The organism is Micromonospora sp. NPDC047753 (assembly GCF_040642735.1).
Taxonomy (GTDB): domain Bacteria; phylum Actinomycetota; class Actinomycetes; order Mycobacteriales; family Micromonosporaceae; genus Micromonospora.
The window spans coordinates 1-15517 of sequence record NZ_JBEYSL010000109.1 but is presented as its reverse complement, the minus strand read 5'-3'; the positions used below and the strand labels follow the sequence as shown (position 1 = coordinate 15517).

Below are 15517 nucleotides of genomic sequence, written 5' to 3'. Positions count from 1 at the left end.
GTCGGCGGACCAAAGGCCCGCCGACCGCACCCGGGCGATCAGTTCTCCGTGCTGTCGGCCGGCGGCGCACCCGGCCCCGGCCCGATCTTCTTCGGATCGGTCGGCTTACCAGCCGTGGACGTGCTCGACGAGGTGGTCGTGGTCTCCCCCGACCCGCCCGACTGACCCTCAGGCTCTTCCACCATGCCCTGCTCCTCCAGTTCGGCGAGAGTGACCGCATCGACGTCGATCGTGTCGCCCGGCGCCCAAAGCGTGCCACCCGGATCGGTCCACGAGGCGGACAGTCGTACCTGCACGGAACTCTCCCTGACATGAAACTTCCTGGTACGGAACACTAACCCCGACCGATCGATGCCGTTGCCCGTCCGCACGTCGGGTACCCGACTGGCCGACCGGCCGCGATACTGACCTCTTTCGCCCACGGAGCTGAACATCGACCTCAAGTGTGGACACTGCGCGCGCGCGGCCGGGCCGGACGACCGCTTCTGCGGCGGGTGCGGCCAACCGCTGGGGGTCAACTGTGCGCACTGCGGGCACGCCAACAGCACCGAGGTCAACTTCTGCACCAGCTGTGGTCAACCGCTGCGCGACCACGCCGTCGCGGTGCAGGAGGACCGGCGTCAGGTCAGCGTGCTCTTCGTCGACATCGTGGACTTCACCAGCTACGCGGAGCGGGCCGACCCGGAGCAGGCCCGCAGTCTGCAGCAGACCTACTTCGCCACGGTGCGCCGGATCGTGCACCAGTACGGCGGGGTGGTCGAGAAGTACATTGGCGACGCGGCGATGGCGCTGTTCGGCGCGCCGGTGGCCACCGACAACGACGCGTTGCGGTGCGTCCGCGCCGGCCTGGAGCTGCAACGGAACCTGGCCCGCCAGCCCGCCGGTCCGCAGGCCCCGCTGAGCTTCCGGGTCGGCATCGCGACCGGCGAGGCCCTTGTCGACCTCTCCGCCACCCGCGACGGTGGGCAGGCCTTCGTGACCGGAGACGTGGTCAACACGGCCTCCCGCCTGCAGGGGTTCGCCCCGCCGGGCGGTGTCGTGGTCGACGAGAGCACCTGGTCGGCCACCCGACACGAGATGGAGTACGCGGACCAAGCACCGGTCACCCTGCGCGGCCGGTCCGCGGTGAGCCGGATCTGGCTGGCCGTCCAGGTGCGACCACACCGGGACCCGCGCGGCGCCGAGCTGACCCCGATGGTGGACCGGGAGCACGAACGCGGCCTGCTGGTCAACGCGCTGCACCGGATGGTGACCGAACGGACGTCCCAGTTGGTGACGGTGTTCGGCCCGGCCGGGGTGGGCAAGAGTCGGCTGTTGCGCGAGCTGGCCCGGCACGCCGGCAGCCTGCCCGGCCCGCCGATCACCTGGCTCGTCGGGCAGTGCCCGCCGTTCGGCGAGAACGTCACCTGGGCCGCCCTGTCGGACATCGTGAAGACCTGGGTGGGCGTGCCGGAGGTCGACGGCCCGACCGCGCTGCGCGAACGGCTACGGTCCCGGCTGGGACAGCTCGCCGACCCGCACGCGACCCGGCTGGCCGAGGCGCTCGGCCCGCTGATCGGCGTACCCGGTGAACGGCTCACCCCCGGTGAGACCGAGGCCGCCTGGCGGCGGTTCCTGATCACCCTGGCGACGACCGGCCCGACCGTGCTGGTCTTCGAGGACATGCACTGGGCGGACCAGCAGATGCTCGCCTTCGTCGAGCAGTTGGGCGCGTCAGCCCGCGGCGTACCGCTGCTGGTCGTGGCGACCGCCCGGCCGGAGCTGCGGGAGCGGCACCCGGCCTGGACCGGCACGATCAGTGGTGCGATGTCCATCTCGGTGCCGCCGATGCACGACACAGACATCGACACGCTCTACTCGCTGCTCCTCGGGCAGGCGACGCTGCCGTCCAGCTCGCGTACCCCGCTGATCGAGTTCGCCGACGGCAACCCGCTCTACGCCCAGGAGTACGCCCGGATGCTGCTGGACGGCGGCCTGCTCGACGCGGTCGGTTCGACCGCCCACCCCGACCTCGACGGCGGCGCGGAGATGCCCCGCACCGTGCAGGCGGTCATCGCCAACCGGCTCGACCTGCTGGACCCGGCCGACCGGGCGGTGCTCCAGGCCGCCGCCGTGGTCGGCGTGGTGTTCTGGGCCGGGCCGGTCGCCATGGCGTTGGGACGGCCGGTGGAGTGGGTGGAGCGCGCGCTGGACCGCCTGCAACGTCGCGACCTGGTGTACGAGCAGAGCACGTCGACGATGCCCGGGAAGTCCGAGTACCGGTTCCGGCACATCCTGGTACGCGACGTCTGCTACCAGCGACTGCCCAGGGCCGAACGGGTGCTGCGCCACCAGCGCACCGCCGACTGGATGGCACAGCTCACCGACGGCCGGCAGTACGACCTGGCCGAGGTGTTGGCCAACCATCGCTGGGCGGCCCACGAGATCGCCCGTACGGTCGGGCTGGACACCGCCCCCTACGCCCCGTCGGCACGGGCCGCGCTGCATCAGGCGGCCCGCCGCGCGTACGAGCTGCACGCGCTGGACACCGCCGCCGCGCTGGTCGGCCGGGCGCTGGCCCTGGACGTCGAGGCGGACCCGGCGCTGGAGCTGTTCGACGCCGAGCTGGCGTTCTATCGGGACGGGGACGCCTTCCTGGTGGCGGGGGGCACGGACGTCCTCTCCCGGCTGGCCGCGCGGCTCACCACGAGCGGCCACCGGACGGGTGCGGCGCGCGCCTGGACGCTGCTCGCCACCGCCGCCTGGAGCCGGGCCGACCGGTCGGCGACCCTGCACTGCCTGGACCAGGCGATCGGCATCTACGGCGACCTGCCGGACAGTCAGGAGAAGGCGGGCGCGCTGCTGGAGCTGGCCCGGGTGCACATGCTCAACGCGGAGACCGAGCCGGCGTGCACCGCGGCGCGGGCGGCGGCGTCCCTCGCCGAGCGGCTCCAGCTGCGCGAGGTCCAGGCCAACGCGCGGATCACCCTGGCCGTGGCGCGCTACCTGGCCGGCTCCGCCGAGGCGTTCCCGGAGCTGGCGGAGGTGACCGAGCACTGCCGGGTGGAGCGGCTGACCAGTCGCCGCCGGGCGGTGCAGAACCTGGCCTGGGCGTTGCAGGAGGAGGGCGACCTGGCCGGCTCGGCCCGGTTGGTCGACGAGCAGCTCACCCTCGACCTGGGCGGCGAGCACAGCCTGGCCACGAGTTTCGCCGACCAGTGGGCGCGGTCGTACTACGCGGGTGACTGGACGGCGGCGCTGGCGATGGCGGCGGAGTCGACCCGGCGGCCGACAGCGGAGTGGGATCTGCACATCGTGGCGGTCTCGGGTTGGATGCGCGGTCTGGCCGGAGCCGAGTTGGTCGGACCCGACGGGCCTGACGACACAGCGGGGTCGGACGCACCGGGTGGGGATCTGGTCGAGCAGGCGCTGGTCGCGGCGCGGCGTACCGGATTCCACCGGGTGCTGCGTTCCACCCTGGCGCACGCCGCCCTCTGCCGGGCGGCGCAGGGCCGCCGTGACGAGGCGATGGCGCTGCTCACGGAGCTGGACGAGGACTGGCAACGGACCCGGATGATTCCGTTCGCGGAGTGGGTGCCGGCCGTCGGGCACGTCGCCGGGGTGCTCGGCGCGGACGCCGCCCGGCTGGTCCGACAGTTGCTCGACCGGGCGCCCCGGACGACCCCGTGGGCTCACGCGGCCGGTCAGGTCGCCGACGCCACGTTGGCCCGGCACGCCGGGGACCCCTCGACGGCGGCGAACCTGCTGCGCTCGGCGGCGGCGAGCTACGCCCGGATGAGCGACGTGACCGACGAGATCATCACGCTGGCGCTGGCCATCGGGCCGCTTTCCGAGACGGACCCACCCGCTGCCGAGGCGACCCGGGCCCGCCTGCACGACTTCGCCGACCGCCACCACGCCCCCGCCCTGCTCCACCTGCCCTGACCGCCGGCCGGGGCCGGCGGCGGTGGCTCAGGCGGCCAGCGGCGTCGGGACGGGCTGCTTGAGCTTCTGGGCGTAGACGTCCACGTACTCCCGGCCGGAGAGTTCCATCAACTCGTACATGATCTCGTCGGTGACCGCGCGCTCGACGAACCGGTCGCCGGCCAGCCCGGCGTAGCGGGAGAAGTCCAGCGGCGCCCCGAACCGGATCCGCACCCGATCGATCTTGGGGATGAGCTTGCCCGGGGGCTGGATCTCGTCGGCGTTGAGCATCGCCACCGGCACCACCACCGCGCCGCTCTCCAGGGCGAGCCGGGCCACCCCGGTCTTGCCCCGGTAGAGGCGTCCGTCCGGGGAGCGGGTGCCCTCGGGGTAGATGCCGGCCACTCCCCCGGCCCGCAGCACCTGCAACTGGGTGTCCAGGGCGGCACGCGCGGCCCGGCCGCCGGAGCGGTCCACCGGAATCGTGCCGGTGCCCACGAAGAACATCTTGGTCAGCCAGCCCTTGATTCCCTTGCCGGTGAAGTACTCGGCCTTGGCGACGAAGGTGACCTTCCGGGCGGTGATCAACGGCGTGAAGATCGAGTCGGAGAAGGAGAGGTGGTTGCTCGCCAGGATCACCGGACCGGTCGCCGGGACGTTGCGCAGGCCCTCCACCTGCGGGCGGAAGATCAGCTTGAGCAGCGGACCGAGGATGACGTACTTCAGCAGCCAGTAGAGCACCGGCGTCCCTTCCCATGGTGTGCTCGCGACAGCGCCAGCCGTCGTCGCCGACGAGCCTACGAAGCGAGCGCTCTCACCACAACGGACGAAGCTCGTGGCGGACGTATCGACTCGACTCCCCTACCCCTTGCATGCCGCAGGCGGCTTTGAGGACCCGCGCGACGGGGCCGGCAGGGCAGCGGGCTGAGGCCCGGGACAGATTCGTCTCGACCACTCAATGCGTGGCAGGCCCATGTGCCACGCCTTCACTCCGCCGTAGATATTCGCGGTCGAGCCCGGGTCAAGGTAGGGCGCTCTTCCGAGTGGGACGCCCGGACGGAACTGTTCGATCACTTGTTCCGAATGGTTCCGAACAGGCTTTCGCTTGTCCGACTGCGCCGCCCCTGCGAAAGCTGATTGCGACAGCCGCCGTCCCGCCGCGGAGGCTGTCGCAGTAATCGGCGGAGATCACAGATTGGATCTGGAATGAAGCTAAGAACTCTCGGCGCTGCCGCCACACTCACGCTCGGCTTGGCCGTACTGGCACCCGCACCGGCACTGGCCTCGGCACATGCGCCAACCGCGACGGTCACCATGTCCGTGACTTCGGCGGCGGCGCAGGCCGCCGGCCCTGACGTCGACTGCCCGCGCATCCACACGACCGGCCAGTACGCCTACACCTGGTGCCGCGTCTACGGGGGACAGGTCCGACTGCGGGCGGACTGCAACGGCGCGCCCGACAAGTACTCCGGATGGGCGGCGCCGAAGGCCGGCAATCCGACCCAACGGCTTCAAGCCGGTCCTTGCATCTTCGGCGTCGGTGGAGCCAGCAGCATCGAATGGCGACCGTAATGCAGTCGTTCAGCCCACATCCCCGGCGTCAGAAGGTTGAAGGAGACGTTCCATGAAACGTACGCCAAAGCTAGCTGCGGCCTTGCTTCCTATCGTGGCGTCAGCCGCCATGGCGTTCGCCGGCGGCCCAGCATCAGCCGCTGAACCGATCACGGCGGCCCATGCGGACCGTGCAGGAACATCGACGACCGCGGTCTCGGAAACCCTGGCCCGATACACCGTGACCGTCCGCTGCCACGTGGTCCGCATCAAGGACACCACCGTCGTGGACGTCATTTACGGCACTGGCACCGGAACGACGTACAACAGCGCCAAACTGAACGCCGAGAAGGACGCCAACCGCAAGGTGCCGCCGGGTCACTACAAGCGGCACTGTCACCCGGTCTGACCCGGTAGCCTGGCTCCTCGGCGGCAACTCCCCCAAAGGAGGCGGCATGGTCGGGCAACCGTCCATCTGGGAACTTCGCGTCGGCATCTATGCGAGCGCAGAAGACGCCCGCGCCTTGGTGGACCAGATCGCGGCCCTGCTGTGCCCTGATGACGTCCACCCGGGCCCGTGTCCGGTGCCGTGGTCCATCGACCTGCTCACGGATACCGATCTCCCTGATGGCCTGCACGACGGTCTCGTGGAGCAGTACCGCGTCGAACGACCATGACACCGGTTAAGCACCAGGGCGCCGGGCAGAGCCGACTGGCGGGGGTCGGAGGCGGGCTGCCGCAGTTGGGTACTTGCTCGAAGGGGCCGAGCCGTTCAGACGGCTCGGCCCCGCTGCGGTCCATGAACCGCCATCACGGGGTCGGGGTCCGCGTCGGTTGGGCCATTCGACGGCGGCTTCGTCTCCCACTCCGGCCCCGACGGTCCCGCTCCCGACCTGACCTGGCACCGCGGTCACAGCGAGATCATGCGGGCGGTCGGCGAGTCGGCGACAAGCGCCATCCCCGGAGACCTCCTGTTGGCAAGGATTAGCAAAAACGGACAAAGGAGCCCCGCCGCGACCTGCGGGAGCAGCCGTGACTTTGGAAGACGCGACACAACGCACTCCCGGAACCATGCCCTGACGTGTCACGATTCAGAGCACGGCGTGCGGACTGGCGCCGAAGGGCAGCGGTGGCCGCGCCGGAAGGCGCGTTAAGGGGGATGTCCGGGTGTCAGCGGGTGGGGCCCGCCGGGGACGGCGGGACAACGGGCTCGACGCGAACGAGTACGCCGTCGTCGGCGACGTCGATCCGCGCGTCGGTGAGCACCTGCTCGACGTGCTGGCCGCCGGTGGGATCGCCGCCTACCTCCAGCCCTCCGCCGACCTCAATCCGGTCACCCGCACCACCACGGTGCCGGCCCGGCCGGTCGACCGGCTCTACGTCGACCGCTCGCACCTGACCACCGCCCGGGACTACCTGACCCAGCTCGCCGACGAGACCACTCCGGAGCAGCCACCGGCTCGCGACGAACCGGACATCGACGCCGAGTGGGCGCGCATCGTGGCGGGCTTCCACACCACCTCCACGCCCGGTGACAACCCGTGGCCGGCCTCGGAGGACGTGGACGAGCGGGACAACCGGGACGAGTCGACCTCCGGGTCGCTGACCCGCTCCGGCACCGACGATCCGGGTCCGACCGCCACCGACGTTCGTCGGCTGCCGTCCGCGACGGACATCTCCGGAATCTCGGTGGGGCGCGGCACCCGACCGGACGAGCCGTCGCTGCTGGACGGGTTGGACACCTTCGGCGCCGACCTGCCCGACGACGAGGACGACGAGGGCTACCACCCGCCGCCACCGCCGCCGCTGCCGCGGGTCAGCAAGTACGCGGTGATCGGCGTACTCGGGGTGGTCGTCGGGTTCGTGCTGTTCCTCTTCCCGTGGCTGCTCCCGATCGACCGCTCGGCGGTCACGCTGTTCGGGTTCACCGGCATCCTGGCCGGTTTCGTCACGCTGATCTGGCGGCTGCGCCCCGGCGACGAGGACGAGGACGACCCGGACAACGGCGCCGTCGTCTGACGGTCGGCCCGCATCCCGAGACAGCAGCGCCCCGCCGGGGGCGTAACAGTGGTGTAACTTACTGTCAGTAGGAATACCGCTGTACGTCACTTCCCCCGCTGACTGACCGGTTTTTCCTTGCTCGCGGCGGTCAGTCCTCTGCTGATCGGAATGCCCGAGATGCGACAGAGTTCTCTCGTGGTGGTGGCCAACCGCCTCCCCATCGACGACAACCAGGCCCCCGACGGGGCCTGCGAGTGGCGGCGCAGCCCAGGTGGGTTGGTCAGCGCGCTGCTTCCGCTCCTGCGACACACCCCGGCCACCTGGGTCGGCTGGGCCGGTGGCACCGGGCCGGCCCCCGCCCTGCCGGACGTGGACGGCGTGCGGATGCACACCGTCGCGCTCACCCCGGAAGACCTGCGCGACCACTACGAGGGGTTCGCCAACGCCACCCTCTGGCCGCTCTACCACGACTCGGTGGAGCAGCCGCAACACCACCGCCGGTGGTGGGAGGCGTACCAGCGGGTCAACCAGCGTTTCGCCGAGGCGACCGCGGAGGTGGCCGAGCCGGGCGGGGTGGTCTGGGTGCAGGACTACCACCTGCAACTGGTCCCCGGTCTGCTGCGCGCGCTCCGCCCGGACCTGCGCATCGGGTTCTTCCTGCACGTCCCGTTCCCGCCGCCGGAGTTGTTCATGCAACTGCCCCGCCGGGCCGAACTGCTGCGCGGCATGCTCGGTGCCGACCTGGTCGGCTTCCAGCGGGGGCAGGCGGCGCACAACTTCGCCCAGTTGGTGACCCGGGTGCTGGAGCTGCCGGCCACCGACCGGCGGATCGGCATCGACGACCGGGTCGTCCGCATCGGCGCTTTCCCGGTCTCCATCGACACCGCCGAGATGGCCGCGCTCGCCGACCGCCCGGACGTTGCCGCCCGGGCCCACCGGCTCCGTCAGGACCTCGGCGATCCCCGGCAGGTCGTCCTCAGCGTGGACCGGATGGACTACACCAAGGGCATCGAGCAGCGCCTCAAGGCGTACAGCGAGTTGCTCGCCAGCGGCGACGTCAAGGTCCGCGACACGGTGCTGGTGCAGGTCGCCATGCCGAGCCGGGAACGCGTCGGCCAGTACCAGATCCTGCGCGAACGCATCGAACGCGAAGTCGGCCGGATCAACGGCGAGTTCGGCCGGGTCGGTGAGCCGGCGATCCACTACCTCACCCAGCCCTTCGACCGGGCCGAGCTGGCCGCGCTCTACCGGGTCGCCGACGTGATGGCGGTGACCCCGCTACGCGACGGGATGAACCTGGTCGCCAAGGAGTACGTGGCCGCGCGGGTCGACGACACCGGCGCACTGCTGCTCAGCGAGTTCGCCGGCACCGCCGCCGAGCTGTCCCAGGCGTACCTGGTCAACCCGCACGACCTGGAAGGGCTCAAACAGGGGCTGCGCGCGGCGCTGCGGGCCGACCCGGCCGACACCATGCAGCGGATGCGGGCCATGCGCGCCCACCTGCACCAGCACGACATCCGGGCCTGGGCCCGCTCCTACCTGCGTGCCCTGGACGAGGGCGGCGCCCTGATCAGTCGCCTGACCGGCACCGACACCGACACCGACACCGACGGTGCCGCTCGGGTGCCCCGACCGGCCACCCCGACGGGCAGCCCGGCCGGCCACCAGGCCGGCGGCTGACCGCCGGGCAGCCCGGCTGCTCAGTGCGCCGCCGGCTCCTTCTCCAGCCAGTCCAGGATCGCGTCGATCGGCTCCGCCCACCGCGCGTCCAGCATCAGGTCGTGGCCCATCCCGGGAAAGAGCAGCGGGGCCGACCCGTAGCGGCGAGCCACCCGGGTCAACGTCGACGCCGGCACCACCCGGTCGTCCGGGCTGCCCAGCACCAACACCGGGGGCGCGCCCACGGCCGGCTCGGCCTCCGGCTCGCCCAGCAGCGCCCACTGGGCCCGCCGACCCGCCCGACCGAGGCGTCCCACATACCGCCGGGCCTCCTCGTCGGGCAACTCGCGGCTGAACAACTGCCCCCGGTTGAGCCGCAACGGCCCGCCGAACACCGCCGGCAACGTACCCGCCGGGTTGCGGCGCAACGCCGCGCCCAGCACTCCCCAGCCGCCGAAGACCGGCGCCACCAGCACCGCGCCCCGCGCCGGGTAGCGGGCCAACGCGTGTGCCACCACCAGCGCCCCGGCGCCGTGCCCCACCAGCACCGCCTGCCGCGGCAGGCTCGCGGCCACCTGGACCACGTCGTGGGCGTACGCCCTCAGCGTCGCCTCCGGCGCCGGCTCGCTGCCACCGTGCCCGCGCAGGCTCACCGCGTACGCCGGGAACCCCCGCGACGCCACGTGACCCAACCAGTGCTCGGCGAACGCCCACGCGCCGTGCCCGAACCCGGGTACGAACAGCAGCGGCGGCCGCCCCTGCTCCAGTTCGGGGACCGCGCTGAGCACCTCCCGCCGGGCCGGCCGGACCGGCCGGGACCACTCCCGACCCCGCATGATCCGCAGCTCGCTACTCGCGCTCACCGTGCCAGCCTTTCGTTCGCGACTGCGGGGCTCGCAAGCTCACTCCTCGCGCTCACTTGCCCTCCAGCTCGACCAGGGCGCGTTGGATGGCGCGCAGATAGTCGGCGTGCCCGACCTCGAACCAGTGCCGGCTGCTGTCCTTGACCGGCCCGGAGTACCGCTCCCCCGCCCGGTCCCGCACCCGGGCCGCGAACGCGGTGGCCCGTTCCGGCCGATCCCGGCGAGCCTGCAGCAGCCGGGCGAAGAGCACCGTCTGCCAGTGCGACAGGGTGAACAACCCGGAGTCCGGTTGCAGCAGGCCGGCCACGGCCAGGGTCGGGTGCCCCGGAGTGAACGCGTTGAGCCACAGCGTGGGCCGGCCCGCGCCCGCGCTGTCACCGAACACCGACGCGTCGAGAAACTCGAAGCGCGGCAGGTAACCGGTGGCGAAGACGACCACCTCTGGGTCGATCTCGCGGCCGTCGGCCAACTCCACCGCGTACGGGTGGAACCGGGCCACGTCCGGCACGGGGCCGATCCCGCCGTGGCCCACGTAGTACACGAGCTGGCTGTTCGCGATCGGGTGCGTCTCGTACACCCGGTGGTCGGGCTTGGGCAGGCCGAAGCGGGTCAGGTCACCGACGGTCAGCCGCAGGGTCCAGTGGTAGAGCCACTGCCGCACCCGCAGCGGCACCCGCAGCGCCAGGAGGGTGTCGTTCACCTGGTCGGCGGGGCGACCGAGCACGTACTTGGGCGCGTACCAGTAACCCCGGCGGGTGGAGTGCCAGCAGCGCGACGCCTGCTGGGCGGCCTCGACGGCGATGTCGCAGCCGGTGTTGCCGGCGCCGACCACCAGCACCCGCTTACCGCGCAGCTGCGCCGGGTCCTTGTAGGACGAGGCGTGCATGATCTCGCCGCGGAACTCCTCCAGGCCCTCGTAGCGGGGCAGCTTCGGCGACCAGTTGTGGCCGTTGGCGATCACCACGGCGGCGTACCGGGCGGTGCGCTCGGGGCCGTACCCGCCGGTGGAGCGGGTGGTCACGTCCCACCGGTCCCCCTCGACGGGCTCGACCCGGATCACCTCGGTGCCGAACCAGATGTGCGAACGCAGGTCGAAGTGGTCGGCGTACCGCTCGAAGTAGGACAGCAGCTGACCGTGGTGCGGGTAGTCCGGCCAGGAGTCCGGCATCGGGAAGTCGGGGAACTGGGTGAACGGCTTCGACGAGATCAGGTGGGTGCTGGCGTACACGGGGCTGCGGTCGTGCCGCCAGTTCCAGGCGCCGCCGACGCCCGTCTCCCGCTCGTAGCAGTCCACGCCGAACCCGTGCTCACGTAGGTTCTTGATGGCGGTCAGCCCGCTGGCCCCGGCCCCGATGACGCAGACCGTGTCGCCCCGGTCGGAGACCGGGCGTGCGTCGCTGTTCGCCGTGGGCGAGGTCGCCTCCGGGTCGGGCCGGCCGTGGTCGGTGGAGGTGGACACCGGGGACATCTCCTTTGGTACGGCAGGCGTGCCGGTCGCCGCGAAATCCTCTCCACAACCGGGCCGGATGTCCAGTCCTGAGCCGGAGGCGCCGACGGTCGAGCCGGCGTCGGGGGTCAGCCGGTGGCGGGCAGCAGCAGGTCGACCAGGACCGGGAAGTGGTCGCTGGCCCGGCGGGTCTGCGGGGTGTCCACCACGTCGTAGTCGACCACTGTGATCCTCGGGTCGACGAAGAGCGCGTCGATGCGTCGGCGCGGGTCGGCGCAGGAGTAGGTGTGCCGCTCGGCCCGGTCGGCCGCCACCGCCGCGTCGGTCAACCCGCGCGACACGGTGGCCCAGGCCGGCCCGTCCGGACCCTCGTTGAGGTCCGCCCCGGCCAGCACCGGGCTGGTCGCCGCGTCCAGACCGCGCTTGAACTCGGCAGCCTGCGAGGGCCGTTCGGCCGGGTCGGTGGACAGGTGCGAGCCGGCGACGGTGAACCGGGCGTCACCGACGCGGCAGTCGGCGTACGCGGCGCCACGCAGGTGCCGGCCCGGGGTCAGCGGAAAGCGCTGGCAGCGGGTGCCCAGCACCTGGACCCGCAGGCTGGTCAGGAGCAGGTTGCCCAGCGCGGGCAGCCCACCGGCGGCCACCACCAGACCGAACGACTCGGCCAACGTGGCGGACTTCTGCCGCCACCGGAACCGGCGCGGCCCCTCCTGCACGATCACCACGTCCGGCGTCACGGCCCGGACCACGGCCGCCAGCGCGGCGGTGTCGTCGCGCTGGCTGTGGACGTTGTACGAAACCACGCGCAGCGGCACGCCCATCGGTGGACCGCCTCAGATCCGGCGGGCCAGGTCGGCGGCGCCGATCACCCCGGCGCTGTTGCCCAGCTCCGCCGGGAGCACCTCGGCCACCGGCAGGCGACCGCGCTGGGCGAGCGCGTCGAGGTACGAGCGGCGGGTGGGGCCGAGCAGCAGGTCACCGGCGTCGATCACGCCGCCGCCGACCACCAGGGTCTGCGGGTCGAGGATCTGCGCCATGTCGGCGAGGCTGGTGCCCAGCCACCGGCCGATCTGGGCGAACGCCTCGGCGGAGACCGGGTCGCCGCCCTGCGCCGCGGCGGTCACCATCGGGCCGGTGATCGCCTCGGCCTCACCGCCGGCCAGCTTCAGCAGTGCGGTGGCCCGGTTGGGCTCCTGCCGGGCGCCGGCCCGGGCGAAGCGGACCAGGGCGCTGCCGCTGGCGTACTGCTCGATGCAGCCCAGCCGGCCGCAGCCACACTGGTGCCCGTCCGGCACGGCCAGCATGTGGCCCAGTTCCGCGGCGATGCCGTGCGCGCCGCGCATCAGGTCGCCACCGAGGACGACGCCGCCGCCCACACCGGTGCCGATGGTGAACATGATCATCGAGTCGTCGGCGTCGCGGGCCGCGCCGTAGCGGAACTCGGCCCACGCGGCGACATTCCCGTCGTTCTCCACGATCACGGGCAGCCCGATGGCCTCGCTGACGTACTCGCGCAGCGGTTCGTCACGCCAGGCCAGGTTGGGCGCGAAGAGCACAGTCGAACGACTGGCGTCGATCCAACCGGCCGCGCCGATGCCGACGGCCTCGATGGTCCGCCCGGCAGCCAGTTCGCCGACCAACTCGATGATGACGTCGCGGGTCTTGGCCACGTCATCGGCGGGAGTGTCCCGTCGGGTCTGCACGAGGACCGTGCCGGTGTCGTCCACGACACCGCCGGCCACCTTCGTGCCACCGACGTCGACTCCGATGGTCAGCGTCACCGCTACCGCCCCCCTCTGCTGTGCTGTCCGGCCCGGGTCCCGGCCCAGTGCCGGTCCGGATCGGAAGGTCCCGCGCTCAGGCGCCGTCGCCCGATGCTTCCGCGTCGGCGTCGTCGGGCACCCGCGATGCGGGCACCACGGGACGGGTGGTCGGCGCCGGTACGGTCGCCGTCCCGGCCTCGTCGACGGGTGGTACGGCGGCCGGGGCGAGTGGGTCCGCCGTCCGGGTGGCGACCGACCAGACATCCCGCTCCGGCGCCGGCTGAGAATCATGCCCGGTACGGGTGGCATCGCGCCACACGTGCTCGTCGACGGTCGCGGTGGGCGGGCCGCTCGGGGGTGGCTCGGGGAGCACGTCGTCGGTGCTCGCGGCGGGTGCCCTTGGAGACGGGGTGGCCGGATCGGCGGCCGGATCGGCGGTCCCCGGCGCGGACGGTTCCGCCGGGGAAAACGCGCGGAGCAGGCTGGCGACACCCGCGGCGAGGTCACCGGCACCGGTCGCGAGCCGTTCGGCGAATTCCGGACTCGGGTCCCGCAACGCGGCGATGCCCCGACAGACCGGGCAGACGCAGCATTCGGCCGAACCGGTGGCGAAAGCACCACCGGTGCCGGAGCGGGCGTCCGGACCCGCGCTGTGACCGAGGACACCGGACAGCATCCCGCCCAACGAGCCGAACGCGCCGCCCGCCGAGCCGGCGGAGGCCAGTCGCGCCCCTGCCAGCAGGGTGGCGACCAGCCGCTCCGCCTCTTCCCGGGCCGAACCCGGATCCGTTCCGCCCACCGTCGGCTCCTCTACCGTGCCACCGGACACGTCACTGCGCCGCACCGGTTGCTTCTACCCGGCGCTTGAGCTGCTTCAACGCGGTGTCCATGATCATCTTCTCGGCCTTGCGCCGAAACATCCCGAGCATGCCGACCGACAGGTCGACCTCCAGCGTGTAGGTCACCGTCGTGCCGCCGTCCGGGTCACCCACCAGGTCGTACGAACCACGCTGGGCCTTCTGCATCTTCGAGGGGGCGACCAGGTGCCACTCGATCCGGGACAGGTCCTCGGCGTACTCGTAGGCGAGCACGTACTCGTCGGCCATCACCCCGGCGTCGATGGTGAAACGCACCTGACTGGGGTAACCGTCCTCGTACTCCTCGATCACCTCGGCGCGACGTACCGCGTCGGTCCACTCCGGGTAGCGCGCGAAGTCGCAGATGACCGCCGTCACCCGATCCGGTGCGGCGCCGATGATGATCGACTGGGTGGAGGAGTCCGCCATGGGGGGAGGCTACCCGCCTCCTGGATGTCTCACCCCGACCGCCCGCCGGGTAGGTTTCGACACATGCCGACGCCACGGCGGCGGCCGGCCCAACCAGTACAAGCACGAAGGAGTGCAGGTGCGCGAGTTCTCCGTCCCGCCGATCGTCACCGTTGGCGACGCGGCCAACCTCACCGATCCGGTCTGGGACAACGCCGAAGTCGCGCCTGACACCGTCCAGTTCGCCCGCCCCACTCCGCGCGCCGACGGCACCGTCACCGAATGGACCGAGGTGACCTGCCTCCAGTTCCGCGATGAGGTGGCCGCCGTGGCCCGCGGGCTGATCGCCGCCGGCATCGAGCCCGGTGCCCGGGTCGGGCTGATGAGCCGCACCCGCTACGAGTGGACGCTGCTGGACTACGCCATCTGGGCCGTCGGCGCGGTGACAGTGCCGATCTACGAGACGTCCAGCGCCGAGCAGGCCGCCTGGATCCTCGAGGACTCCAACGCGGTGGCCGTCGTGGTGGAGAGCGGGGCGCACGCCGCCCTGATCGCCGGTGTCCGGCACCGGCTGCCCGAGCTGGGCCAGGTCTGGCAGATCGACAGCGGCGGGGTCGACGAGCTGGTCACCACCGGTGCCACCGTCGAGCTGGCCGAGGTCGAACGGCGGCGCAAGGCCGTCCGAGCCGGCGACCTGGCCACGATCATCTACACCAGCGGCACCACCGGCCGGCCCAAGGGCTGCGTGCTCACCCACCGCAACATGTACGCCGACATCGCCAACGCCGTGCCGGTGCTGCCGAACCTGTTCAACGCCGGCGCGAGCACCCTGCTCTTCCTCCCGCTGGCGCACGCCTTCGCCCGGCTCATCCAGATCGGCGTCGTGCAGGCGCGAGCCACCATGGCGCACTGCGCCGACACCAAGAACCTGGTCGCCGAGCTGCAGGCGTTCCGGCCGACCTTCGTGCTCTCCGTACCCCGGGTCTTCGAGAAGGTCTACAACGCCGCCAAGCAGAAGGCCGAGGCGGACGGCAAGGGCGGCATCTTCGCCCGCGCCGAGCAGGT

The 15517-nt window shown here is 71.9% G+C and carries 14 protein-coding genes; 7 read left to right on the top strand and 7 right to left on the bottom strand.

Going from position 1 to position 15517, the window contains the following annotated elements:
- Positions 1-426: 426 nt before the first annotated feature.
- A complete protein-coding gene (locus ABZ749_RS12390) occupies positions 427-3924 on the top strand; it encodes an adenylate/guanylate cyclase domain-containing protein (protein ID WP_357226748.1) in 3498 nt (1165 codons plus the stop codon).
- Between the two features lie 27 nt (positions 3925-3951).
- On the opposite strand, the gene ABZ749_RS12385 is transcribed toward ABZ749_RS12390, so the two are convergent.
- Entirely contained in the window at positions 3952-4644 is a 693-nt protein-coding gene (locus ABZ749_RS12385; RefSeq protein ID WP_355007715.1) for a lysophospholipid acyltransferase family protein, read from the bottom strand.
- Positions 4645-5109: 465 nt separating this feature from the next.
- On the opposite strand from ABZ749_RS12385, the gene ABZ749_RS12380 reads away from it, so the two are divergent.
- The 5 genes from ABZ749_RS12380 (at position 5110) to ABZ749_RS12360 (ending at position 9135) form a co-directional block, all read left to right on the top strand.
- Positions 5110-5475: a hypothetical protein gene (locus ABZ749_RS12380; protein ID WP_357226735.1), complete on the top strand. Its 366-nt coding sequence runs from the start codon at positions 5110-5112 to the stop codon at positions 5473-5475.
- 52 nt (positions 5476-5527) lie between these two features.
- Positions 5528-5863 carry a hypothetical protein gene (locus tag ABZ749_RS12375; RefSeq protein WP_357226730.1) on the top strand — a complete coding sequence of 112 codons (336 nt, stop codon included), beginning with the start codon at positions 5528-5530 and terminating at the stop codon, positions 5861-5863.
- Between the two features lie 46 nt (positions 5864-5909).
- A complete protein-coding gene (locus tag ABZ749_RS12370) occupies positions 5910-6131 on the top strand; it encodes a hypothetical protein (protein ID WP_357226726.1) in 222 nt (73 codons plus the stop codon).
- Between the two features lie 490 nt (positions 6132-6621).
- Positions 6622-7473: a DUF308 domain-containing protein gene (locus ABZ749_RS12365; protein ID WP_357226721.1), complete on the top strand. Its 852-nt coding sequence runs from the start codon at positions 6622-6624 to the stop codon at positions 7471-7473.
- A gap of 159 nt (positions 7474-7632) precedes the next feature.
- Positions 7633-9135, top strand: coding sequence for a trehalose-6-phosphate synthase (locus tag ABZ749_RS12360; protein WP_357226743.1), 1503 nt, complete (start codon positions 7633-7635; stop codon positions 9133-9135).
- Positions 9136-9155: 20 nt separating this feature from the next.
- Here the strand turns inward: ABZ749_RS12360 and ABZ749_RS12355 are convergent, their stop codons facing one another.
- The 6 genes from ABZ749_RS12355 to ABZ749_RS12330 all read right to left on the bottom strand — a co-directional run bounded on the left by ABZ749_RS12355 (position 9156) and on the right by ABZ749_RS12330 (position 14473).
- Positions 9156-9950 (bottom strand): alpha/beta fold hydrolase, encoded by a 795-nt coding sequence (locus ABZ749_RS12355; protein ID WP_357199736.1) that lies wholly within the window; start codon positions 9948-9950, stop codon positions 9156-9158.
- Between the two features lie 79 nt (positions 9951-10029).
- Positions 10030-11436, bottom strand: a complete 1407-nt coding sequence (locus ABZ749_RS12350) for an NAD(P)-binding domain-containing protein (protein ID WP_357226717.1) — start codon at positions 11434-11436, stop codon at positions 10030-10032.
- A gap of 116 nt (positions 11437-11552) precedes the next feature.
- Positions 11553-12245: an endonuclease/exonuclease/phosphatase family protein gene (locus tag ABZ749_RS12345; protein ID WP_357226712.1), complete on the bottom strand. Its 693-nt coding sequence runs from the start codon at positions 12243-12245 to the stop codon at positions 11553-11555.
- 12 nt (positions 12246-12257) lie between these two features.
- The gene (locus ABZ749_RS12340) at positions 12258-13205 is read right to left on the bottom strand and encodes an ROK family glucokinase (RefSeq protein ID WP_355007723.1); all 948 of its coding nucleotides are present in this window, start codon (positions 13203-13205) and stop codon (positions 12258-12260) included.
- 76 nt (positions 13206-13281) lie between these two features.
- Complete coding sequence (locus tag ABZ749_RS12335) at positions 13282-13986, bottom strand: hypothetical protein (RefSeq protein ID WP_357226709.1); 705 nt, start codon at positions 13984-13986, stop codon at positions 13282-13284.
- Between the two features lie 31 nt (positions 13987-14017).
- Positions 14018-14473 carry an SRPBCC family protein gene (locus tag ABZ749_RS12330; RefSeq protein WP_357226704.1) on the bottom strand — a complete coding sequence of 152 codons (456 nt, stop codon included), beginning with the start codon at positions 14471-14473 and terminating at the stop codon, positions 14018-14020.
- A 118-nt stretch (positions 14474-14591) separates the two neighbouring features.
- On the opposite strand from ABZ749_RS12330, the gene ABZ749_RS12325 reads away from it, so the two are divergent.
- Positions 14592-15517, top strand: a 926-nt coding sequence (locus tag ABZ749_RS12325) for an AMP-binding protein (RefSeq protein WP_357226701.1), incomplete at its 3' end; no start/stop codon positions are given.